General features: G+C 45.7%; 20 protein-coding genes and 1 pseudogene. 9 read left to right on the top strand and 12 right to left on the bottom strand.

The annotated features are described in order from the left end of the window. Positions 1 to 566: transposase (locus AXFE_RS11665; RefSeq protein ID WP_160291722.1), on the top strand; the 566-nt coding region annotated here is incomplete at its 5' end. Between the two features lie 380 nt (positions 567 to 946). Here AXFE_RS11665 and AXFE_RS11660 read toward each other — a convergent pair. The 9 genes and pseudogenes from AXFE_RS11660 to AXFE_RS11620 all read right to left on the bottom strand — a co-directional run bounded on the left by AXFE_RS11660 (position 947) and on the right by AXFE_RS11620 (position 13,928). Then, a complete protein-coding gene (locus AXFE_RS11660; RefSeq protein ID WP_052606099.1) occupies positions 947 to 1,969 on the bottom strand; it encodes a peptidoglycan-binding protein in 1,023 nt (340 codons plus the stop codon). Positions 1,970 to 1,974: 5 nt separating this feature from the next. Beyond that, a pseudogene (gene trxA / locus AXFE_RS11655) lies at positions 1,975 to 2,292 on the bottom strand (thioredoxin); the annotation flags it as partial. 113 nt (positions 2,293 to 2,405) lie between these two features. Further along, a complete protein-coding gene (trxB, locus tag AXFE_RS11650; protein WP_052606095.1) occupies positions 2,406 to 3,380 on the bottom strand; it encodes a thioredoxin-disulfide reductase in 975 nt (324 codons plus the stop codon). A gap of 29 nt (positions 3,381 to 3,409) precedes the next feature. Then, the gene (locus tag AXFE_RS11645; protein ID WP_052606093.1) at positions 3,410 to 3,739 is read right to left on the bottom strand and encodes a hypothetical protein; all 330 of its coding nucleotides are present in this window, start codon (positions 3,737 to 3,739) and stop codon (positions 3,410 to 3,412) included. A 335-nt stretch (positions 3,740 to 4,074) separates the two neighbouring features. Next, positions 4,075 to 4,926, bottom strand: coding sequence for a DegV family protein (locus AXFE_RS11640; protein WP_052606091.1), 852 nt, complete (start codon positions 4,924 to 4,926; stop codon positions 4,075 to 4,077). Further along, on the bottom strand, positions 4,923 to 6,530 hold the full coding sequence (murJ, locus tag AXFE_RS11635) for a murein biosynthesis integral membrane protein MurJ (protein WP_160291844.1): 1,608 nt from the start codon (positions 6,528 to 6,530) through the stop codon (positions 4,923 to 4,925). The genes AXFE_RS11640 and murJ overlap by 4 nt, the downstream gene beginning before the upstream one ends. Positions 6,531 to 6,542: 12 nt before the next feature. Next, entirely contained in the window at positions 6,543 to 8,831 is a 2,289-nt protein-coding gene (locus AXFE_RS11630) for a DUF6049 family protein (RefSeq protein ID WP_152626054.1), read from the bottom strand. 902 nt (positions 8,832 to 9,733) lie between these two features. Next, positions 9,734 to 12,379, bottom strand: a complete 2,646-nt coding sequence (locus AXFE_RS11625; protein WP_152626053.1) for a hypothetical protein — start codon at positions 12,377 to 12,379, stop codon at positions 9,734 to 9,736. A 730-nt stretch (positions 12,380 to 13,109) separates the two neighbouring features. Then, positions 13,110 to 13,928 carry an SDR family oxidoreductase gene (locus AXFE_RS11620; RefSeq protein ID WP_052606082.1) on the bottom strand — a complete coding sequence of 273 codons (819 nt, stop codon included), beginning with the start codon at positions 13,926 to 13,928 and terminating at the stop codon, positions 13,110 to 13,112. A gap of 431 nt (positions 13,929 to 14,359) precedes the next feature. Between AXFE_RS11620 and AXFE_RS21520 the strand changes: the two genes are divergently transcribed. Then, positions 14,360 to 14,446, top strand: a complete 87-nt coding sequence (locus AXFE_RS21520) for a pentapeptide repeat-containing protein (RefSeq protein ID WP_407071686.1) — start codon at positions 14,360 to 14,362, stop codon at positions 14,444 to 14,446. Between the two features lie 152 nt (positions 14,447 to 14,598). On the opposite strand, the gene AXFE_RS11615 is transcribed toward AXFE_RS21520, so the two are convergent. Both AXFE_RS11615 and AXFE_RS11610 read right to left on the bottom strand, forming a co-directional pair. Further along, on the bottom strand, positions 14,599 to 15,387 hold the full coding sequence (locus tag AXFE_RS11615; protein WP_152626052.1) for a glycosyltransferase family 2 protein: 789 nt from the start codon (positions 15,385 to 15,387) through the stop codon (positions 14,599 to 14,601). Between the two features lie 95 nt (positions 15,388 to 15,482). Next, positions 15,483 to 16,196: a transaldolase gene (locus AXFE_RS11610; RefSeq protein ID WP_200891270.1), complete on the bottom strand. Its 714-nt coding sequence runs from the start codon at positions 16,194 to 16,196 to the stop codon at positions 15,483 to 15,485. A gap of 135 nt (positions 16,197 to 16,331) precedes the next feature. Here AXFE_RS11610 and AXFE_RS11605 point away from each other — a divergent pair, with 135 nt between their 5' ends. Genes AXFE_RS11605 through AXFE_RS11585 form a run of 5 tightly spaced genes read left to right on the top strand, consistent with a single transcriptional unit; the run spans position 16,332 to position 20,558 of the window. Then, complete coding sequence (locus tag AXFE_RS11605; RefSeq protein WP_052606078.1) at positions 16,332 to 16,934, top strand: phosphoheptose isomerase family protein; 603 nt, start codon at positions 16,332 to 16,334, stop codon at positions 16,932 to 16,934. After that, the gene (locus AXFE_RS11600; RefSeq protein WP_052606076.1) at positions 16,931 to 17,863 is read left to right on the top strand and encodes an NAD-dependent epimerase/dehydratase family protein; all 933 of its coding nucleotides are present in this window, start codon (positions 16,931 to 16,933) and stop codon (positions 17,861 to 17,863) included. Before AXFE_RS11605 ends, AXFE_RS11600 begins: the two co-directional genes overlap by 4 nt. Positions 17,864 to 17,866: 3 nt before the next feature. Then, positions 17,867 to 18,868, top strand: a complete 1,002-nt coding sequence (locus AXFE_RS11595; protein ID WP_052606074.1) for a Gfo/Idh/MocA family protein — start codon at positions 17,867 to 17,869, stop codon at positions 18,866 to 18,868. After that, positions 18,865 to 19,845, top strand: coding sequence for a GHMP family kinase ATP-binding protein (locus AXFE_RS11590; RefSeq protein ID WP_052606072.1), 981 nt, complete (start codon positions 18,865 to 18,867; stop codon positions 19,843 to 19,845). The genes AXFE_RS11595 and AXFE_RS11590 overlap by 4 nt, the downstream gene beginning before the upstream one ends. Further along, positions 19,845 to 20,558, top strand: a complete 714-nt coding sequence (locus AXFE_RS11585; protein ID WP_052606069.1) for an NTP transferase domain-containing protein — start codon at positions 19,845 to 19,847, stop codon at positions 20,556 to 20,558. The genes AXFE_RS11590 and AXFE_RS11585 overlap by 1 nt, the downstream gene beginning before the upstream one ends. On the opposite strand, the gene AXFE_RS11580 is transcribed toward AXFE_RS11585, so the two are convergent. Then, the gene (locus AXFE_RS11580; RefSeq protein WP_052606063.1) at positions 20,545 to 21,096 is read right to left on the bottom strand and encodes a D-glycero-alpha-D-manno-heptose-1,7-bisphosphate 7-phosphatase; all 552 of its coding nucleotides are present in this window, start codon (positions 21,094 to 21,096) and stop codon (positions 20,545 to 20,547) included. The genes AXFE_RS11585 and AXFE_RS11580 overlap by 14 nt on opposite strands. Positions 21,097 to 21,196: 100 nt before the next feature. Here AXFE_RS11580 and AXFE_RS20050 point away from each other — a divergent pair, with 100 nt between their 5' ends. Next, entirely contained in the window at positions 21,197 to 21,349 is a 153-nt protein-coding gene (locus tag AXFE_RS20050; protein WP_160291843.1) for a hypothetical protein, read from the top strand. Between the two features lie 858 nt (positions 21,350 to 22,207). Continuing rightward, positions 22,208 to 23,221 carry a histone deacetylase family protein gene (locus tag AXFE_RS11575; protein WP_152626051.1) on the top strand — a complete coding sequence of 338 codons (1,014 nt, stop codon included), beginning with the start codon at positions 22,208 to 22,210 and terminating at the stop codon, positions 23,219 to 23,221.

The raw sequence follows: 23,221 nt of genomic DNA, 5'->3' as shown, positions 1-23,221 counted from the left end.
AGCTGGCCAACACTCGCCTTGATGAGGTGAGAAGAAGGGTACAACAGAACATCCTTGGTCACAGAGGCAGGGGTGGGGATCCCCTCTATCGCATCCGGCGACTCCTGACTATGGCCAAGGAGAGACTCACCGAGGGTGCCAACGCCAAACTTACTCACCTACTTGAACTAGGTGACCCAGACAACGAGGTAGCTACCGCATGGAGAGCCAAGGAGTCCTTACGAGAGCTCTATACCTATCGTGACCCAAAACTCGCTAGTGACCACCTCGATGCTCTTATCAGTGACTTCACCGACAACCAACGACCCCCCGAGGTCCAACTACTTGGGAGAACCTTGAAAAGCTGGCATGATGAGATCCTGGCCTGGCACACGTCCTTCGTGACCAATGGACCGACAGAGTCGATGAACAACCTCATTAAGCGGATTAAGCGCATCGCCTTTGGGATGACGAACTTTGCGAACTTTAGAATCAGAGCGCTCTTGGCGGCTGGTAAGCCTGACTGGTCACTACTAGCTACTGTTACCCCGGTGACAACGCAGATCTCTAGCGCACTTGGTTCGTAACAGGAACCAACCAACCCAATAAGTAAGACACCAGGGAGAACCCCCTTGGCCCCTCTTACCCGTTCACGGGTTGTGTAGCCTAGACCTCTCCGAATGACGGCTTCAATCTGGCCAATCACCTCAGAACGCTCAATAACTTGCCGATTCCTGGTCGATCTTGGTACCGGAATACCGCTTATTTCCGAAGATCCAATTTGGCCCTTGTTTTTTTGAGAAGCCTTCATTATTTTTGCTATGGGGATGGCGATGGTATCTCAGGTGTGTTTTAGAGTTGTTTCGATCTATTTAGGTGGTAGGTAAAGTCTAACTTTAAGGTTTAGATGGTCTTAATCTAAACCTTAATCTGAGATTTACACAGTTGTGGATAACCCTGTGTATAACTACTGTTGGTCAGCTTTCCAGCTGGTCAGGCCGCTAATAATAGCGGCTGATATCTCGATGGAGTAGAGGCTCCATAGGTGTGGCTCCCCGATTGCTACTACTACAGATGGTGTTCTTGTAAGTTGGAGCATTCTATGTGTAGAACCTAATACTTCAACCGACGGTATAGGTAGGACTTTTTCTAACTCATCTGCGATAGTTTGGGCGATAGATCGCCCGATAGTTGATGTATATCTGAAGCCTTGAAAGTAGGAGATACATCCTTGGTTTGAGCGAGATATTTCAAGGAAGATCGAGAGATCTGCACCGGAGGTATTGGTGAGGCTTGCGATGGTAGTGATGTCGGGATGGATAAAGCTAGTGGAGCGAATGCCCTCTTTGTTTAGCGATTGGCGGATCATCTCGGCATTCACGGCAAGACTGAGCGGGGCCGCAATGGCAAGCTTTAATGTTCTTATATCTTTTGCCGGGTCTCCAAAGCGCAAGGCTTCTTTGAAGCTAGTTACTGTAACCGAACTACGACCGATGTTTCGTTCCAGTTCGGCTATGGTCTCTGCTCCTGATATGCCATCTCCAGAGAGACCCACATTAATTTGGAACTCTCCTACGGCTCGAAGGGTCTTTGGTCCAAAGACACCATCTACTTTGCCTGGATCAAAGCCGAGCCATGAGAGACGACCTTGCAGTTGGGCAATATCGTCACCTCTAAGCATGGGCGTCTTTAGATAGAGCAGGCGGTCGCCCAACTTCCAGTGGGCCTCAATTAAGACATGCCAAGTCAATCCATCACAGATTCCATTTGGAGTGATACCTTTTGACTGCTGAAATGCGCGAAGTTGGTTTTTGGTTGAGGAGCCAAAGGTACCTAAGTCATCTACGGCTACATACCCACATTGGGTAAGTAGCCGCTGTAGGTGTCCTACTGAAGTGGGTTTAGACCCTGGTCCAATCGGGATATCGGCCTCGCCGAGGTCGCTCTCAAATTCTTCGTTGGCGCCAGCTTTGAACGAACGCTCTGTCATGGACCTTAGAGGTGTGCCTCTATTTCGCGAAGTAGTGCTGATTTCGATCGAGCTCCCACCATGCGTAGCACTGGCTCGCCCTTCTTGAAGAGAATTAGTGTCGGAATGCTCATTACCTCGTATCGGCGTGCCGTCTCCATGTTCTCGTCGACATCCAATTTGCCGATCTGGAGTACTCCCTCTTTCTCGCGCTGAATCTCCTCTAGTATCGGAGCTATCATCTTGCAAGGGCCACACCATTCTGCCCAAAAGTCTACGAGCAAAAGATCATTGTTTAGCAGTTGCTCGTCAAAGGATTTATCCTTTAAAATTTCCATCTTTTTATCTAGCCTTTCGCCATTAGTTAGCTACCAAAATACGACCAATTCGATCGACATTAGCGCTCGTCATTTAAAACGCAATTTTAAGGTTGGTCTATTCCTTTATCTGGCCTGAGTCAATGGGTCACTTGGTGTTCGAGCCAGCGCTCTGTGTCGATTGCCGCCATACATCCCGACCCTGCAGCTGTTATAGCCTGACGATATTTGTGGTCTTGAACATCACCGCAGGCAAATACTCCCTCCACGGAGGTGTAGGTGCCATCATGGGTGATGATGTAGTTATTTTCATCAAGGTCGATCTGACCCTGGAATATGTCGGTATTGGGGACGTGGCCGATAGCAACAAAAAGACCCGTGACTAATAGCTTCGAGGTCTCCTTGGTGGCTCTGTTTTGCAGAACTATCGCCTCGAGGGAGTTTTCACCGATAAGTTCACTAACGACAGATTCCCAGATGAATTCGATCTTGGTGTTAGCCATAGCGCGATCGGCCATGATTTTAGAGGCTCGTAGCTCGTGGCGTCGTACTGTCACGTAAACCTTTGTTGCAAATTTTGTAAGGAAGATCGCCTCTTCCATGGCTGAATCTCCACCACCGACGACAGCAATCTCTTTTCCTCTAAAGAAAAATCCATCACATGTGGCACAAGTCGAGACCCCGTGGCCGATTAGTTCTATCTCTCGGTCAACGCCAAGCATCAATGATCTAGCTCCAGTTGAAATGATGACGCTGTCGGTCTCATAGGCTGGATCAAGATCATTGAGATCTCCAACTTGATCTGTGGTCCAAAGACGAAATGGGCGAGTGGAAAAGTCCACCTTGGAGACTTTGGCGCTGTGTATCAAAGTTCCGAATCGCTCGGCTTGGGCTTTGAAGTTCCCCATCAATTCCGGACCATCAATTCCATTGATAAAGCCAGGAAAGTTCTCAATCTCTGTTGTAAGCATCAATTGTCCACCTGGCTGATCCGAGGTGGAGGAGATCTCTCCTTCGATCATTACGGGGGATAGATTAGCTCTTGCGCTATAGATGGCGGCGGTGAGTCCGGCTGGTCCCGATCCGACGATTGCTACCTTAGTCTTTTGGGTCATCTTTTTATTGTTCCTTGGTTTATAAATCTTTAATCATTGAGCGCTTTGATTCGCTTTGACCATATAAAGAACCCCGCGGCGCTGAAAATAACTCCCAAAACTAGGTAGGTGATCCAGACATTGTCTCCAAAGAGATAGACCGTCATCGCTCGGATGATGCCAATTAATAGTAGGATCGCTACGGTAGAGGCAAGGGCTGCGCCCAAAAGGCCGAAGATCAGAACTCTCACTATTCGATAGATGGGTGAGATCCCCTTTTCTCTGATCGAATCGGTAACTTCAATTACCAAGTTTGTCGCGCGTTCTGGCCAGTCGCTCTTTTTGGACGGGGCGCTTTGTGGATTGATCTCTTGGTCCATTGGAATCTCCGTTGTCAAATCGTTATTGTGGTCTGGGTGGATTTGGAATCAATAGATTTAGGTGTATCTAAGTTGTTCCAGTTGGCTCTAGTTGTTCTAAATATCTTCATCAGTTCGAATTGGTTAGTGTTCACTTGAAGGCATCTACGCATCTCGTCTTTATTTAGTTTTTCTAAATCTAGTTTTTCTAAATGAACCAACTCGATAACTTGATCTGGCTCTTATGATTCGAAAAATTTGGGGCAAAAGAAGTCTTCAACTATCAATTAGTTTATTCGCCCCATGTACCCGATAAAATGCTTTTTCCTTCTAGAAGCCCTAATGCCAAAGTTATCTCAGTGGGCTTTTTCTTGAAGGGTGAAGGCCACCCCAATAGTCCTTGGGCCACTGTGGGAGCCAATTACAGGTCCAATTATCGCCACTGGGATATCTTTTAGTTTTGTGATCTCTTTTATCTTTGCGACGAACTCATCGGTGTCTGGCGCTAAAGCGCTAATCACCGCAATCTTTTCTATCTGGTCCGCTTGGCCTTGAACGAGGTCGTAGAGATATTCAAGCGCGCGCTTTCGGGTGCGTTGCTTTGAAGGTGCCTCAATTACCCCGTCTTTTACCTCGATGATCGGCTTTACTGAGAGGATTGAGCCCAGCGTTGCGGCTGCAGGGCCTATTCTGCCGCCCTTTCTTAGGTTATCAAGAGTGTCTAAGGCCCCAAAGACGCGCGTTCTCGCTTTTGTGTTCCTAATCAAAGTTGCCAATTCTTCGATTGGCAACGAGGAGTTTTCACTTCCTAGAACGGCTAGTGAGCCTTGGCCATATGTTGCCAATTCAGAGTCGATGACTATTATCGGAATCTTTGATTGGCCGACCTCTTCGCTAGCGCGGGTAGCGCTTTGATAAGTTGCTGAAAGTTTCGAGGAGAGAGTGATGACTATAATTCCGTCATAACCACTCTCAATCGCCTCTGTCATGGCTTCGACGAAAGCCGCTATAGAAGGGGCGGCCGTTTGCGGAAGGGTTGGCGAGCTTTGTGACTTTTCCCAGAACTCTTCGACGCTCAATTCGATTACGTCTTTGTAGGACTTATCGCCGAAGGTAATAGTAAGTGGAACGATACCTATCTGTAGTTCGTCGATCAAATGCGGCGGTATATCCGAAGCTGAATCCGTTATGATTTTGATCTTGCTCATTTTGTTGTTCTTCCGCTTCTGGTGATTGTTGAAATTCCATAACCTAAGGCCACAACTGAACCGAAGGCAATTGACCCCAATATAAGTTCGACGCCAATATAGACAATCAATTTAGCCCCATTTGAAGCACCTAGGTAGTTTGAGACAACCTTTATGACTATCCCCATGGCTAATGACGGTATCGCAATGCGAATCCAAGAGTATAAAAGAGATCTCAAATAAGGTGAAAGCGCTAGTCGGCGCATGACAATGGCTGCGATGACCGCTGAGACGCTGTAGCTAATCGAGACTGAGAGAGCAAGACCAAAGACGCCATAGCTATGGATTAAAACTATTGCCAGAATAATATTTAGCAGGTTCTCGATGAAATAGATCCAAAATACCTCTTTGGCTCGCCTTGCACTTTGAAAGCCTTGTACGAGTGCTAGGTAGGCTCCGAATCCCGGTAATCCAAGGCCTAGAGCGATAAGGCTTTTGGATGTCAAGTTGATGCCAATAGCACTTGCTGCTCCGTGGCCAAGGAGAATCTGAACTATCTGATGTGACATGGTGACATAGATGGCACTGAAGGGGATCAATAGGGCTACCGAGATTCGAGCCCCACGAGTTAAGTTGCGACGGAAGGCCCCTATCTCGTGGTGGGAGTAGTATTCGGCAAGGTCTGGCAAGATTGCAGCCATGACCGAAAAGGCTGCAATGCCATAGGGGAGCTGAAAAAATAGATATGAATTGTTATAGGCACTCACAGAGCCGGGGGAGTGGCCCTCTGCAAGGGTGAGCATGAAAAATAGAGAGACTTGATTGGCAAGCACATAACCAAAGGTCCACCCCGAAAGGCGAGTGATCTCTTTTACCGCGGGGTTGGAGAGGTCAAAACGAACAGAGAGGGCAAAGCCTCGTCCTCTCATTGCATATAGGACGATTGCACATTGAAGTGCTACCCCCGCAGTAGTTCCGATCCCTAAGAGCCAAAGTAGTGAACCGCCATTTGCGAGAGAGTTCAGCTTTTGTGCCTCAGTTAGAGAGGAGAATGAGAAGTGAAAGATTGCCAGGGTGATGATAGCTATGACGTTGTTGGCAATGGGCGCAAAGGCGGGGACGGCAAAGTGTCTAAAGGTGTTAAGTAGGGCTGTTCCGATTGAGATGACCCCATAGAAGAAGAGTTGTGGGGCAAAGAACCTAAGCAGATTTATTGCCGCTCGTATTTGAAGGTCACGATTTGGTGCATGGTTGGAGAGGAAGTAACCATGAATTATCAACCCTGCCACTAATTCAAAGATCAAGGTGGCAATTATTAAGGCTCCAACGGTAACAGTCGTGATGGCTGAAAGGGACTCCCAGACCTCGTTTTTAGCCTTTCGAGACGATGCTTTTACCATCACCGGAACGATCGTGGAGGCTAGTACGCCCCCAATCAAGAGATCGAAAAATGTATTAGGTGCGTTGTTGGAGAGGTTGAAGATATCTGAGATCGTGTAAATTCCAAGTGCCCATGCAATTGCAGAGAGGCGAAGAAGTCCAGTTACGCGCGATATTATCGTGCCAATGGCCATAGCTCCAGCGTTTCGGCGCCTGGTGGCTACGTTCCCAATCAAAGACTCCATCTTTTTCATTTGTTAATCAGTCTCATCAATAGAGCTTTGGTCGGATTGTAAGGCGGCTTCTTGGTCGAAGGCAGGTGGTTCTGTTTGGTCCTTTGATTCAACTTGACTCTGAGGGGCTTGGCGGGGTATGAGATTTTGATTTCGCGACCGTCCTCTAAATAGGGTTCTGAGCCACCAAAATCCTAAGGTTAGCAGCGCCAAGATCGTTAGCAGCGATCCAACCGTGGAAAATGTAAGAGATCTAAAAACTACTTGAGTGGATGCGATCTCTAGGTTTCCCTTTGGTGTCGACAGTGTCATTTTGGCCGAGAAGATTCCAAGAGTTTTGGTCGAGATAACAAAGGTAGCGGTATTTGTGGCAGAGACTACTTTTACTAGCTCGTTGTTGCCATTTGGTATATTGAGGCGGTCGCTAGATAGCCCAAGGCGAAGCATCAGGCCAACATGCGAATGTGAAGTAACAGAGATGGGAACGCTTGCATTATTTGAAGTCAATGTGACAGTTCTATTGCTTGGAAGTGAAACACCCGAGAAGATTTTGGTGATCGATGAGTTGATATTGGCTAGAAGGCTTTGGTTTTGAGATTGCGAGTTATTCGATGATAGCGCTTCCATAAGCCAAAGGGTCATTGGATCTGCGAGTTTCTTATTGATCAAGGCACTCTTTGTAGCAGCTAATTTGATAGCAGTTTTATTGAAGGTGGCAAGATTGGCTATTTGGGAGTGTCTTTGTCGTGTGAGAGAAGTCTCCAGCCACTGAGCTTTTGGCTTAGCGGAATTTAACGCGTCGAATGCTTGACCAAGTGTCATGATTTTTATCACTTTTGCACCCGATAAAGAGCCAAGGAAGTCATTGGCAACAGCTATTTGGTTTGAGCTATTGACAGGTAGGGTAAGCGACATTATTCGCTGTGTTGAATCATTAGGTTGATCTTCAAAGACCGATACCAAATCAGAGATCGTAAAGTTTGATTTCTCAAAGGCATTTGATGGTTTTTGAAGATCTTGCTTTAATTTTGGGTCTTGGCTTAATATTGAAACTGGATTCGAAGCTCCCTGAGGTATTCTCAACCCGGCTGTAAGTGTGTACTTTAGGTCAGGAAGGTCGAGGTTGTTGCCAGCGGTCACAACCTGATGAAAGCCATCGTTAGCAAGCGCGCTAAGGGCAGAGTTATCAAGGGGTCCTTGGGTAACAAATATTTTGGGCGATGTAGCTGGTGTAAGGCCGACTTGGCTTGCAATCTTTGAGGCGAGGGCGCTATCTTGGGCGATGTAACTAAGAAGGTTAGAAGCATCCAACTGCACCAAATTCAACGGAGTGACACTATTGATGAGAATTTGGTGGTTTGGCTGAGAGGCCCAGCTGGCGATCGTGCGTAACGCTTGGTGAGCGGATTGCGATTTCGAGGTTTTGATTACTTCTAGAGTTTGGGCGCTAAAGCTTAGGGTGAGCGAGAGGGTCGGATAGGTCGATAGAAGATTAGCAAGCTCAGAGATAACTGGGATGGCATTTGCATTCTTTAGAGAAGTTAGATCTATGTTTAGCCCGAGTCCAAGAGGAACGGTACTAGGGACGGCCGGACTCAAAATAGCTATAGGAATTGCGTGAGATGCGATCGTGGCTCCTTTGTGGATCATGGTAATTACCAATGGGTAAACACCATCGCATGTGTTGGCGCAATCAGTGAGATCGAGGTTGAAGCCTGATTTGTTAGAACTAGCCGAACCCGGCGCGGTAAATGAGATCGGTATTACAAGGGTGGAAGTTGCCGTTTGGTTACCTGGAACCGATACCGGTCTAGAAAATGCGATTGGATAGCTGAGACTCCCAGCATTATTTAGATACTTTAACTCGCTTCGATTTTGAAGTTTTGGATAGAGCAAGCCCTCTATAGCTGAGTGTGAGGGTGCGTTGGTGACCTTTATGGAAATTACATAGCCGCTTCCTAGATGTGCTATGGAAGGACCTGCTGTAACTGTGATTGAGGGCGACGTCTCTGCGGCAGCTGCGGACGATGATGCGATGGGCCCGACAAAGATCGCCCCGAAGGTGAAAAAGGTTGCGAGAAAGACGATCGAAGTAAGTAGTCGGCCAAAGGCCTTTGTTCTTAGCCTTGAATTATTCGAGTAATTGTTGTTCCGGTATGTATTTGAACTTGGTCTAACTTTTGCCAAATAAAAATGCAGGTTATTGGGTTGAGAGTCATAGTTATCCCTATTCGTGAGGATCCTGGCTAGATTGAACTTTTGACTTAGCGCCATCGAAGCTTTCCATGCCCCTGCATTGTACTTAGGTCGCAACCTACACTCTTGACTACTCTGGCTCAGACCACGGTTTGTGGACGGTGGTCTTCGACCATGTCAATGCTAATGGTACTTTTGTTAGATTGTTGATATCGGCATCTTCTAAGGGGTTGCCACGTCTCGATCCTCTGACGGAGATAGCTAAATTGAGAGCTAGCTCAAGGATTCCTATGATATTCGATGGCCCATATTCTTGTGACGTTCTATTGAGCGCTACGTCTCTATTTTATCGTATGTGGAGATCGGGGTAATGGTTTGTTTGTTTCTAAAGGTACCTAGACAAATGCGTTGTGTGGCGGCTTATATCTTTGGTGTTTTTAGTCAGGCGGCTATGGGATTGGCTGTCGTTCGATGTGACCACGGTGCCAGCTAGAGAGCTCAAAGTTGTTTGTTTCGAGGAGTTACCTTTTGTCAAAATACGATTTATCGGTTCTTTGATGTGTAAATGGTTTTGAGTCATAGATCCAAAAATCGGCATGTAAAGCAAGCAGTCGCCTTCACTCTAAGTATAGAGGCATTTCAAATCGAAATTTTGAATGCCTCTATGTTCAGTTCTGTTGTACTTTTTGTGACCTTAAGGCTCTATGGTCAAGATCGGATGTGGAATTGATTTACTTGTGTGCTGAGGATTGTGATCTGTAGCCGGGTGATGGACGAGAAAGTCGCTCCACGATGACTTTTTTTGTGGAATTGTTTCGCTTTGAAGGTAAAAATAAGCGACATACAAACTAAATAAGACCTAAAAATATTGACCGAGGCGCAGGAGAATAACGTGACAGGTTTAGGCACCACAGCTTCTCGATAATTTCAAATAGTTAATCTCAGAAAGTGATGCAAGCTAAATCTAACACTTTTATTCCCAAATAACTAGGAGGAATTGAAAGTGTTCGTATGATTGTTTACCCTTCGGTTAGTTGAGCAAGATAATCATTTTGTTTATCTTGGCAGACAGATCCTAGCCTTCTACCGAAATAAAGAACTATTATTGTTGTCAATAAAGCAAAGTTTAGCAAGAGGTCTCCCCAAAAGATTATTAATTGTAATGGTGAAGTAAAGCTAATTTTGATTGAGTTATTTCCGGCTCTTACTTTGACTCCGGCCATAAAGTTGTCTACCAGGAGAACTTTGGTCTTGTGGTTGTTGACTGTAACTGTTTCACCGGGTGATATTTGTTGCCTAATTACTACAATTCCAGATCTGGCGGCTTTGAAGCTTGCCGACATTTGAGACGAGTTTTCAGTGAAATGTATTGAAGTCAAATTGACAGCATTATTTTGAAGAGTTTTTGATAGATTAGATGCCTCGATCGTTACTGAGTTCGAGGAGATGGCTATCGGATCCTGATTGCGATTATTAGAGTAATTGATTGTCTTTGGGACCCATAACGGAGTTCTATTTTTGCCATTTGCTATGTCGTAAATGAACTCAATTTGCCCTTGGACTAGCGTCTTTCCTAGTAGGCGAAGCTGAGGTTTGCGAAATCCACTCGTTGAATAGTTGTAGATCGTAAAATTCGGTTGGGTGCGCAAGTAAGAGAGCGTGCTCTTATATATTTGATCAAACGGAGCCAGTTGGGGCGCAGATGTGTCCGAGCTATTTGTGACGCTGATTGCCCATTTCAGGAGTGTTGTACCGCTTTTGTCAATTGTGAATGCCTTTTGTAGATCCGGTCGTGAGTCGTAGATATTCAAAAGTGTTGTGAATGCCTTTTGAAAGCTTTGTTGGGATACATTTAGGCTTTGTGGAACGTTCGAGATCTTTACCGCAGATAATGGAATTTCGCGGCTTAAATTTAATGGATTGGAGACAATGACAACTTCAACGCCGAGCGCTTTTAGCTCAGGTATTGTTTGATAATCTATGGGGACGTTGATCATTGCTGGAGCAAAGGGAAAGATCGGTGATTGCGGCTGAAATGGCGATTGATTTCCGAAATATTTTTTAAGTGAGTAGGCGTAGCCTTTAGGAAAATAAACATCAAATGCTTGAATACTCGGAATTGAATTCTTGATCAATATCGACGGAAGAAGATAATTGAAGGGTGAGAAGGTAAGCGAGTTTTGGTAGCCGTTGTTGGTTAGGATTTGGCTAATTTTTCGTATTTGAGATGTGGGCACTTTAGTTGTATAGAAGGTGCTAGGAACCATTATTAGAATCATCCAAATGCTTACGATGGAGGCGACTGGAGCTCTAAATTTATTCGGTAGAAATACGATGACAAGGGGTAGCGCTATGGAAATCGCTATAATTGGTAGGTTTGTAGCGATTGTGGATGACAGATTGGTCTTTGAAATTATCGCAAAGATCGCTGGACCCTTTTTGAAAATGTCTAACCAAAGTAGTGCGATTATGCTAGCCGTTAATAAAAAGCCTGATATAAGCGGAAGTCGCCATTTCAATGCATCGATCCCAAATCCAGCCAGAATACATAGGGGCAGCCACCATAAAAATGGCAGGAATCGAACCATGGCTATTAGGTTCAGCGGAGGAAGTTGAAAGATGTTTAGTACCGAGAAAGTATCGTTGAATCCTAGTATCCCGAAGATGACTACTGCGGTCATGACCAAGGCGATCGCTCGATGATTGTCTTTGGAAGGTCTTTTTATAAATAGTGCTATCGGGGCCGTAGCACTCAGTCCAAAAAGAATTGGTGTTCCCGCGGTCCAAACGGTGTTGTTGATTTGCAAGGAGCCCGATGTTATTGCTTTGCCAAATGACCAGTAGTCAAAGAGTGACAGGAGCCAATACCGTGGGTTATGTAGCGACCAACTTTTGGTGTCTTGAAATGAATAATAGCTGGTTAGTGGTGTCAGAAATGGTACGATTGCAACCAATGCAGCAACGAAGCCCGCGATTAACGTAGCTGACCAAAGCGCAGCCATCGCTATCTTTGATTGCCAGGAGCCTTTAGTCTTTAGGATCATCGTCAATGTGATTAGCCCAATTGTGATGAGTTCAATCGGTAAGACTTCTACGAAGCCCGACAAGAACAATTGAGATGCAACGAACGTATTTATGGCGATCCACAGGTACTTATTGCGGTTTAGGTTGATTGCATCAATTAAATACGTGGAGCTTAAAGCGAGATAGGGCATCACCATAAGAGGATTGATCATATCTAGATTGAGATTTGCGATCGCAGGTCCGCTCAAGGAATACGATAGGCCAACTACGATCGAACCGAGGTAGCTAATATTGAGGGCGCGGGCAAAAAGATAGGAGCCGCACGCTCCAATAGTCAAGGCAACGACATTCCATATCGATAGATTGTGTGGAAAGAGAAGATGCAGTACTATCTCAGGTACAAACCAAGGTGCGGCTTGGTTTCCTGCCAGGGTGATTCCTAAACCTTCTTTGGGTAACCATATCGGCAGGTGTCCTAGCGACCAAGCATGGTTGACGGCTATTTCTTTATAGTAGGTTATCTGTGACCCAGCCACTGGGTCGGCCACAGAGTAGCTTTTAGGAATAATATTGGTGTCGCTAAAGAGACTCGCTTGCCCTAACAGGATTTTGTAATATCGGCCAAGAATGATTAGCGTCATTACCACAATTGAGGCAAGATCGAGTGTTTTGTCGCGTGACCCGTCCTTGCGTAGAATGCTAACAGGGGCTTGGTTTGTATGATCTATTGGTGTCTGATCTTTGATCGTTTTTATTGTCTAGCCCCTGTTTCTATGATATTTTGATTTATTTTTTGATTTTAGATATCGTTTACTTGTTGCAAATTGAATACGACGCTGACCCGAAGATTAATAATTCGAGAAGTTATAAAGCTTTTATGTCTCGTTCGAATTGTTAGATTAGGATATCTTATCAGCTCAATTGTCGCCCTTAATTTTGCGATCGGTCATTATCTTTATATTAAATACTGAATTATATTAGTCCTTGCGAGACATGGATGGTCGATCACCTCATGGGCCAACCTTCAAATAGGGGTCTCGTATCTTGGATTGGAACTAAATTCTCATTTACTTTCTTCAAATTCAAAATCTATTGGGCATAGGTTTCTCTCTGTTGCGGTTTGATCGTCGAATTTTTGAGGTCGATTGGACTAGGGTCTCAGGACTAGGGACATAACCTTTGACGTGGGTTTCGTGAAATAGCTATTAGATGAACGTAGTCTTATTTGCACGCAATGGACTTTTGGACTCTTGGCTGAGCCGATTAATAAGCTGTGGCGACCGTAGTGAAAATGGTGAGCCGCGTAGTTTTCGCGATCGCTTAGCTAAAGTGCTGCATCTGGTTGCCGGGTCTTTTTTGGCTTATTACTTTTCAGGGAGTTACCTGACGCCGCAGGGTAAAGATATCTTGGCTATTGAATATTGAAGTATTGGCATCCCAGGATCTCCATTCGTCCCACTTCGAACTTATTAGCCTTCCAGTGAGTCCTGGTACGTTGTTGTTCATTAGGAATAATATCAATTCCACGGCATTGTCCATGGAGTCGGCTCCATCTGATTTAGCCTGCACCATCCGTTTGAAGAATGATTCGCCAACAGCACTTGGTCCGGCTTTGATAACTTCATCTAGCATCGCAGTGTCAAGGAGACCTGGCGCTACTGCATTGATTTGAATGTTGTGCTCTTGAACCTCTAAGGCTAGTGTTTCCATCAATCGCACGACCGCTGCTTTGCTTGCGGCATAGCCTGAAATATTGGGCATCGGATTGGTTGCACCGCCCCCACTTAGTAGAACTACTTTGCCGCCGTTGTGCTCAAGCATCATGTCGATAGCAGAGCGAGCAACGTAGAAAGTGCCCATGAGATTGGTTTCGATAGTACGTATCCATTCGTCTGCCCTGATTGAGTTTGATGGCCCAAATGGTCCATAGATTCCAGCGCAGTGAACGACCGCAGAGGCAGGTCCGTTGTGATTAACTGCATTTTTAAAAAATTCAGTGACGCTTTTCTCAATTGACACATCGAGTGAGTTTGCGTGATTGTTTTGTTTTGGGTTGAGCAGCTTTGAGATCGTATCAAGATCGACTCTCGAACGTGCACCAATGGAGACGTCCCAACCTAAGTTAGAAGCTCGTAGAGCAACAGCTGCTCCCAAACCCCTACTGGCGCCGGTGATGATCACATGCGACATATTTAAATTTGTCCTTTTCTAGGTTTGGCGTTTTAGTAAAGTGTAAAAATTGCAACCCGTTCATCCTTGAGTGGCCTGACGGTGAAGCCCTTATCCATGATAAGGAGCTAGCGGCATTGGTGGTTTATCAATGTGGCAAATTGTCAAACTATATCCGTCGCAACCTCCTCTTTGTTCGAGTGGAATCTCTAAAGAAGTGAGTAGGTATTTACAAAAGTTTCTAATGCAATGGATCGATGTGGTGGTTTGGGCTGAGGTCTGTAAGTCACGACTAATTCGGTTACCCTTGTGTTTCTAAAGGAGAAGGGTTCGCATGATTTTTTGTCAAGTGGCGAAGGTTTTACGTAGCCTTTGATCAAAGGTGATGTAACGGGCTCTGTGTTAGGGGGCTCGTCCGCATTCTTAGGTTCTGTTTTTGCTAAACATTTGATTTGGTCAGATTGAACGGGGTCAGATTGAACGGGGTCAGATTGAACGGGGTCAGATTGAACGGGGTCAGATTGAACGGGGTCAGATGAGATTTGGAAGTTTTAACTAGCGTTACTGGTTGGCAATCGTTCGATACCGAGATGGTCGCGATGTAACGCAGATGACACCAATGAGGGCCACTCGAATCTTTGAGTGGCCCTCATTGGAAAGTCTTGTTATGTTGAGAATTGGCTATTTGGATTTAGATTCTTGTCGAACGGAGTTCTTTGGTGGCTTGGCTGAATCGCAACTTGAGGAGTAGTACTATCCACGAGATTGGATCGCTAATAAGCTTTACCTTTTTACCTTGACTATAGTCTCTGGAGATGTAATTTATTGGAATCTCAAGTGGCACGAAGCCCAAGATCGCGAACTTACAGATAATTTCCCAATCGAGATCAAACCTATCACTTACGAGCTCTAGATGATCTAGGATCTCTCTTCGAAATACCTTCCACATCGTAAACGGATCGCGGATACGTACGTCAAATGCAAGATTGATCATGGTTGCAAAGATCCAATGCATAAGATTCATCGATTGAGCAAGCCAATTGTGTTTTCCAAATTGCCTGACCTTTTGACCCGGTCCGTGTCGACTTCCGAGGACGAATGACGCACGTCCATCTTCGATAGCGTCAACTAGTTTCCAAATGTCGGAGAAGACATATTCCCCATCAGCATCGAAAATCGAGATTATGTCACCCTTGGCATGGCTGATTCCGTTGCGCACAGCGTGACCTTTGCCGAATGGGCGCTCCTCAAGAATGACCAATATTCCCTTTTCATCCTGGAATTTAGTGACATATTCTCGCGAACCATCATCGCTCGCACTCTCTACGATTATCAACTCTAGGCGGCTATCTAATTTGTAGGCATCTTGAAATGATTTGATTGCCTCTTTAATCGTAGAAATCTCGTTATAAACCGGCATGATAACGCTTATGCGATCCGCACGCTGTGCGTAGTTATATTTGGCTTGTATCGTTCTCAAAATCTATGAATCCATCTTGTTGCCAGTCGAACCTTAGTTCGTTGTTAATACGAGCTAAGGGCTAAGGGTCGACTGTAGCTATCTATATCAGTTGTTCAAAGCGAATATCCGGCTGCAGTAGCGTCGTTGTAAAACATTTGAACCGTCTCTAGGGAAAGATCGGTCAAATCTTTTCCAAGCATAGGTAACTTTTTCCAGAGATCTGGTGTCATGGTAATGATGTCGCAATTGGACTCTTGAGCTTGGATTAGATTTAGGATCTCGCGCGGACTCGCCCATAGCAATTTGTGTCCGACTTTGGTGTGGGTGATCTCTGACGAACTTTTCATGATCGGGATGGGATTAGTTCCGGTATCTGCGATTCGCCCCGCAAAGACCGATATTATTGCATCGACCCCAGAGATTAGCGCATTCGACACTCTCTCGACCTGATCTATCGTCATGAGCGCAGTCACGTTTATCTTGACTCCGTTGTCGGCGAGTTTATGAATCGTTTTTTCTAGGCTCTGTCCTTTGGTGTTAGTCACAGGTACTTTTACGAAGACATTTGGTGAAACTTTTGAGATGTCGATTGCTTGATCATAGATCTCTTGCTCATCGTCTGCGAATACTTCAAGCGAGAGGGGAAAGGGGCTAACCAGTTGGGCGGCTTCGAAGGCGAAGGCCGCGTAATTTTTAACGCCCGCCCTATTCATAAGTGTCGGATTTGTTGTGAATCCCTTTACAAGGGGGTTATTCATGAATTCTGCTATGGCGCTGAGATCTGCGGCATCTACGTAAAGGTCTAAATCGATTGTATTTGCTGTCAAGTTAGTTTCGCTTTCAACAGGTCTGTGATTTTAGGTTGGTACAATACAAGAATGCGTTTACGGTGATAAACGTTTACCAGTGGTTTTGATTGGATGCTTTTCAGATCTAAATTGTAGCGAGAACAAGGTGGCTATATGACCTACGTTGAGGACTTCTTGTCCGAAGCATCTAAAATTGCCCAACTGATTGACGTCAACAGTATCGAACGATTAGTTGATGTCATTTCTGACGTAAAAGGTCGGAACGGGCGGGTGTTTTTTGCGGGTTCCGGTGGGGGAGCAGGTCATGCCTCTCATGCTACCTGCGATTTTAGGAAATTGCTAGGGATTGAATCGTACTGTATCTCAGATAACGTAAGTGAATTGACTGCGCGCATAAACGACCAATCTTGGGAAGAATGTTACGTTGAATGGCTGAAGGCTTCGCGTTTTTCAAGCAATGATGCTGTTTTTGTTTTTTCGGTAGGAGGTGGCGACGCCGCCCGTAAAGTGAGCATGCAGTTGGTAAGAGTCGTTGATTACGCAAATTCCATTGGCGCTAGTGTCGTGGGCGTAGTCGGTAGAGATGGCGGTCACCTAGGGGAAAATTCAACGGCTTCGGTGATAATTCCAACGGTCAATGATGCCACGGTGACAACGCAAGTGGAGGGGTTTCAAGCAGTCATATGGCATTTGATTGTAGGACACCCTAAGGTGATCGAGTCCAAGCCGGTTTGGGAGAGCATTACTTCTAAATGAGAAATGTACTTATAACTGGCGGTGCCGGCTTTATTGGATCGAATTTGGCCGACCAATTGGTACGAATCGGATGCAACGTTAGGATCTTTGATAACTTTTCCACTGGTCGCGGCGAGTTTCTAGAGACGTCGAATGCAGATGTGCGACGTGGCGACCTGTTGGGGGACGTCGATGAGTTGCGATCGGCCATGGCGGGGATAGATACCGTATTTCATCTTGCAGCGAATGCAGATGTACGCGATGGGTGGAACAATCCCGATAGGGACGCCTATCAAAACGTTATCGCTACGTTAAATGTAGCTAACGCAGCAGCAGTCGAAGGTGTCATAGATTTTGTTTTTAGCTCGACTGGTTCGATCTACGGTGAAGCAGAGATCTTTCCCACCCCTGAGAATGTGGCGATACCAACTCAAACAAGTCTTTATGGTGCTTCCAAAATTGCAGCCGAAGGCTTTTTAGCCGCTTATGCCCATGCGAAAAAGCTTAGGGTTACGGCTTTCAGGTTCGTGTCAGTTCTTGGCCCTCGTTACTCACATGGTCACGTCATTGATTTTGTTAGACAGCTCGCTAAAGATCCATCCAAGCTTCATATCCTAGGAGATGGCAATCAGCGTAAATCATATATGCATGTCGAGGACTGCGTGAGAGCTTTGATTGACATTCGATCGGATTCTGGCTTTGACGTCTTTAATTTAGGTACACCCGAATTCTCAACGGTGAATTCTTCGGCTAGGTGGATTGCCTCAGTGATGGGTCTCGACCCAGACATTACCTATAGCGGAGGAGATCGGGGTTGGATCGGGGATAATCCCCTTATCTTGCTTGACGTCGATAAAGCAAAGCTCGCTGGATGGACAACTCAAAGGTCGATCGAGAGTTCTGTCAAGGACACCGTCAAATGGATTCTTGAAAATGATTGGATACTATGAGCCATGGCTAGCGTAAGCAAACGGTTTGGTCTAATCGGAGCCGGACTTATCGGCAAGAAGCGCAGCGGAGCTTTGGCCGAGCTTGGCTTTGAGATGGCGGGCGTCTTCGATATTGATGAGAGTCGGGCTAGTACTCTGGCGCACTCTTTTGGATCGGTAGCTAAATCAACGATCCAAGAGCTGATCTCCTCAGTTGGTAAGGATGGAGTCATTGTTGTAGCGACTCCTCATTGCGAGTTAACTAAGGCTGCAATGGCTGTGGTTGAATCTAATGTCAATCTTCTTCTAGAAAAGCCCGGTGCCATGTCGCTGGAGGATGTAACTTCTTTGATCGACTTTATAGCCCATAGTGGCTCAGACTCAAAGATAGCGGTTGGCTTTAATCATCGCTTTCATCCGGGGATCTTGGCGATGCGCGAAGCGATTTTCTCTAGAAGATATGGGCAAGTTAAATTTATTCGGGCTGTTTATGGCCATGGTGGTCGCCTTGGCTATGAACGCGAATGGCGATTTGATCCAGCTATTTCTGGAGGTGGCGAACTGTTAGATCAAGGCTCTCATCTGATTGATCTGGTGAGGTTCCTAACAGGGGAAGATCTTTTATACAAATTTTCAAGTATTTCGAACATCTTTTGGGGAGGCAAAGTTGAGGATAACGCCATCCTAAATCTTGCCGGCTCTAATTCGGGATTCGAAGCGCTTTTGCACGCTAGCTGGACAGAATGGAAAAACAAGTTTTTGCTAGAGGTCTTCTGCGAAAGTGCAAAGGTCGAGGTTTCAGGTTTGGGCGGTTCTTATGGCGCGGAGACCTTCCGGATATACGACATGGGGGAGAAGTTGGGGCCCCCTCAGATATCGTCCGTGGAGTTCAAACCAGACGATCTTTCCTGGAAGCGTGAGATAGTGGACTTTATCGGCGCAATAGAGGGAAATGAATCAATTGGCGCCACAGTCTTTGATTCTAGGGCTGTCTTTGAAATCGTTCAAAGGTCCTATGAGGCATGATAATTTCAAGAACCCCTTTGCGAATCTCTCTTGGTGGGGGTGGAACCGATCTTCCGTCGTTTTATCGAAGCCATGGTTCCGGGTTTTTAGTTGCAGCGGCGATTGACAAGCATATCTACATTGCAATACATCGCAATTTCGAGGATCGCTACCTCCTTAAATACTCTGAGATAGAGAACGTAGCCAAGGTCTCCGAGATTAGACATCCCATGATACGAGCTGTTTTGGAGAGACTTGATTCTCCAGGTGCTCTTGAAGTAACGTCAATTGCTGATATTCCGGCTGGAACGGGTCTGGGAAGTTCGGGTAGTTTTGGTGTTGGATTGGTAAGAGCGCTATCTTCTTATTCGAGAGATCCTCGCTCGGCTCAAGAGATAGCGGCAATTGCCAGCGACATTGAGATAAACGTCTTGAACGAGCCAGTGGGAAAGCAAGACCAATATATTGCTGCCTGTGGTGGAATTACTGCTTTTGAATTTCGCAGCGATGAATCCGTCTCGGTTACCCCAATTGTCATGCGCGAGGCCGATAGGCGTGATTTTGAGAGATCTCTGATGCTTTTTTATACAGGTATTAGACGTTCTGCTTCAGAGGAACTCAAGACGCTCGCCAGAGGGGCCGGTACAACTAAAGCAATTGTCGATAATTTAGAGTCGGTGCGCAAGGCGGGATATATTGCTGCTGAAGCTCTAGCAAATGGCGAAGTTGAAGGCTTTGGAAGAATGTTGACTCGCCAGTGGGAGCTGAAGTATCATCGTCAACCTTCATTGGTTCACGATGAGATGGATGTAATTATTCAAAAAGGGTTAGCTACCGGTGCTTTTGGCGGCAAGTTGATTGGTGCTGGAGGTGGCGGCTTTTTACTCTTTTCGACTGATCATCCAGCTAAACTTCGTCTTGCCATGGAGGAGAATGGCCTTCAAGAAGTTCCCATTGCGATTGATTACGAAGGAACTACCACCTTGAGAGCGTGGTAATGAACGTCGCAGTTGTTTTGGCGGGTGGTTTGGGTACCCGGATAGAGGCCTTGGCAAAGGGCAGACCGAAAGTATTGTTGCCCTTGGGTGGAGCTGATTTCCTAGAGTGGAAGTTAGCGGAATTCTATCAAAATAAGATTGATTCGGTCTTTTTATTGACCGGCAAGGGCTCTATGGCTATAAGTGCTTCGCTGTCGGTTAGAGATAGCGCGGTTCCTGTTGCTATGGTAGACGATGGGCCAACTTTAAGAGGCACAGGTGGAGCCTTACTTAGGGCACTCGCATTTCTACCAGATAACTTTTTTCTTACATACGGTGATACCTTACTGGATATTTCATATGAAGAGATCACAAGGTTTTCGAACCTAGATCCTGAGAGAAGAAGCGTCCTTGTGGTTTCAAGGCCACAAAATGGAGTCGATGGACGCTGCAATACTGCAATAGAAGGTGACCTGGTCAAGAGTCATTCCAAAGTGGATGTAGCTGATAAAGACTGGATTGATTTTGGAATTTCATTGCTAAATCGAGACCATATCTTAGATCTTGGTATTTCAGAGACGAGATTTGATCTGTCTGAGATTTACTCCCGATTGGCTGAGAGACAGCAACTTCGAGCGTTGCCCACAGAGGCGCTCTACTATGAGATAGGTACACCTGAATCGTTTGACTATGTTGAGCGGCATTTAGTCGATAAATCCGCTAGATCGAATTAGCGGTGATGATTCGCAGTGCATCGATAAGATCGTCCGCTTGGAAGTGTGGATAGTGGGATTCGCAGGTACGTCTTGGTCGACTATGACTAAGAAGCGATGGAACGCAAATCGACCTTACCCCACAAGCAGCTCCCGCTTCGATATCAGAACTTCTATCACCAATCATCCAGCTTTGATTTAAATCGATACCAAGTCGCTTCGCGGCTTTAGTTAACATTCCGGGCAATGGTTTTCTACAGGTGCAACCGTCGTCTTTGTCGTGAATGCAGGTCGCAATACTTTCAATTCCAGGAATTCTATTGGCTATTAATGAATTTATTCCAAGGAGTTCATTTAGCGAAAGTAGATGGCGAGCGATGTCAGGCTGGTTAGTTACTACCACAACGCTATAGCTGAGTTGACGGAGTGACTCTACAAATTGCACTGAGAGTGGGTTGATGATTACATCAGCCCTGCTTCTTGGACTGCCAACAGTCTGGTCGCTTCGAACGACATTATCTATCAAAACTCCATCACGGTCTAAGAAAATTGCTCGCATTTGTCTCTCGTTATTTTACGGTACTTAACCAATCTCACCTTAGATGGCAGGCTCCTACGGCGATGCTTTAGGTTTAGTAATGGTTTTTATCTAAGGTGAGATGGTTCCATGGACGCTGCCAGTTGGTATTTTGCTTCTTGCCAAGGATCCTGAGGTAACAGTGATTGTTCAATTGTTGTTGGGTATTGGAAGTTCATTCAACTTGTATGACTTTGAATCTAGAGGTCGATACTCGCATATGAGAATCTTCTAGAGGGGCTATCGAATTTTATTTGGAGAAATAAGTGATTCAGAGCGGATCAATATGAGGTTGTATATCTATTGGTAGAATCCATAATTTTAGAGTCTTGATTTGAAAATATTTTTCTTTTTGATTTTAATGTAGATCCTATATTGACTTTGCATTTATACATGAAGCGATTAATCTATGAAATATTTTTTATATTTAGCTTTGTTTTTCACTTATTTTTATAGGACTAGGTCCAGACTACAAACCGCTTAGATTGAGTTAGAGTGACTTGGGTGGTTTGAGGTGACGACTTCAAGCTTCAAATGTTAGATCGTTCCGAGGATGCTATTTTGCGGTGACATTCCTTACGGTGAGATGTTGAGAATCTATGATTATTCACTTTGATTCATCCTAGGCCACTTTGTTGACAATTTGAAACGTTGACAATTTGAAACGTTGACAATTGTTAACATTAGGTTTGTATCCCGAGTAGATTTTATAGCTTCATTTAGTTATTTTCTAAAGAGTGGACTAGATGTTTTAAATAGCGGCGATCTATTGCTATAAAGCATCTGGAAAATATCGATGTGGTTGTTATTGATCACAAGATAAATGTAATATTTGGGGGAGTCGGGATTGTTTTTGATGGATTAGATGGCGAAAGCTTCGTTGGAAATGATCTTGAGTCAATAGGAGGGATTCCCCAAGTTATTAGGGTTTCCGTTGAGATCGATGCCATAGTTGTTTAAAGGGCAAAGGCAATGTCAACAACTGGAGACCCCGAGTTCAGATGGGAGTCTCTTTCACTTGATAATTGTTGCTGTTGAAATTTCCATATGGTGATTATTACTCTAGGGCGCTGTGGACCTAAGCTATTGGGTGATGGCAATACTTGTTGGTACTCATAAAAAATTCCATGAGCATGACTCCGGAACTGATCATCCAGAGCGTCCAGAGCGTTTGGAGGCCGTACTAGAGGGTGTGGATCTGTCAGGGGTTGGTGAGGCGGTTATTCACTTCGAGCCAACTCCAGCCAAGATGGAAGATCTCTACCGCGTGCATGATAAGAACTATATCGATGCTCTGAGACGGTTCTGCCTTATGGGTGGCGGACGACTAGATCCTGATACCTCTGTCTCTGTGGCTTCATGGGATGCTGCCATCCTTGCGGCAGGAGCTGGATTAGATGCCATACGCCGCCTTGGTGACAATGAGGCCGATAGCGCTTTTTTAGCTGTTCGACCTCCGGGCCACCACGCCGTGATAGATCGTGCGATGGGGTTTTGTCTAATTAACAATGTTGCAGTTGCCGCCGCCTCCCTTGCTAGCCAAGGTGAAAGGGTGTTGATCTTTGACTACGACGCACACCACGGCAATGGGACTCAAGATATCTTTTATTCAAGTAAAGACGTAATGTACGCATCAGTTCACCAATATCCTCTCTATCCAGGTTCAGGACGCGCCTCAGAAGTTGGAGTTGGAGAGGGACTGGGAACCACAATAAATATCCCGGTTCCAGAAGGTACAACCGGTGCTACCTATTTTGGTGCGATCGAGCAGATCTTGATGCCCGCTATCGAGAAGTTCTCTCCAACCTGGGTAGTAGCCTCTTCTGGATTTGATAGCCATATTGGGGATCCTCTTTGCGATCTGGGATTGACCTCAAGTGACTTTGGCTCGCTCATTACGTGGCTCTTTTCACTCGTTCCAGGGGGTCGGCGCTTGGCATTCCTAGAGGGCGGTTACGATCTAGATGCCCTTCGGTTGAGTACAGCCGAGACGATAGCGGCCATGGGGGGAGAGACTCTCCATCTAGAACGAGCCAGCGAGGGAGGAGCCCTTGTTGGAGTTTTGAATGCTATCAGAGAACAAAGGGCGCGATCACTGGAACTTTAA

The organism is Acidithrix ferrooxidans (genome assembly GCF_000949295.1).
Lineage (GTDB): Bacteria > Actinomycetota > Acidimicrobiia > Acidimicrobiales > Acidimicrobiaceae > Acidithrix > Acidithrix ferrooxidans.
This window is presented reverse-complemented; position numbering and strand designations above follow the sequence as displayed.